General features: G+C 29.9%; 1 protein-coding gene. It reads right to left on the bottom strand.

All coding sequences use genetic code 11. The features are described 5' to 3' along the window. Position 1 precedes the first annotated feature (1 nt). Positions 2-244, bottom strand: a 243-nt coding sequence (locus ACRHOZ_RS21285; protein WP_431130362.1) for a hypothetical protein, incomplete at its 5' end; no start/stop codon positions are given.

Below are 244 nucleotides of genomic sequence, written 5' to 3'. Positions count from 1 at the left end.
ATTATTTTTTAGGCTTTAAAATAGTATCAATTCTATCTGCAATATCTTGTAAATGATAACGAGTTATTGTGTTTTTTGCAGCAGGAATACTTCTTTTTACATCACGTTTTAAACGCTTTAATTCACCCCTTACTACTGCTTTAATATCAGATTGATTAATAGTAACTGCAGTTTGTTTAAAGTAACCACCACTTCTTCTTGGACACCTTTGGTTTTTCGCTTTATTTAACAAGAAGTTTAAACG

It is taken from the genome of Flagellimonas flava (assembly GCF_050617915.1).
GTDB classification, from domain to species: Bacteria; Bacteroidota; Bacteroidia; order Flavobacteriales; family Flavobacteriaceae; genus Flagellimonas; species Flagellimonas flava_A.
The sequence above is the reverse complement of the archived record's forward strand: the minus strand, read 5'-3'. Positions and strand labels throughout refer to the sequence as shown.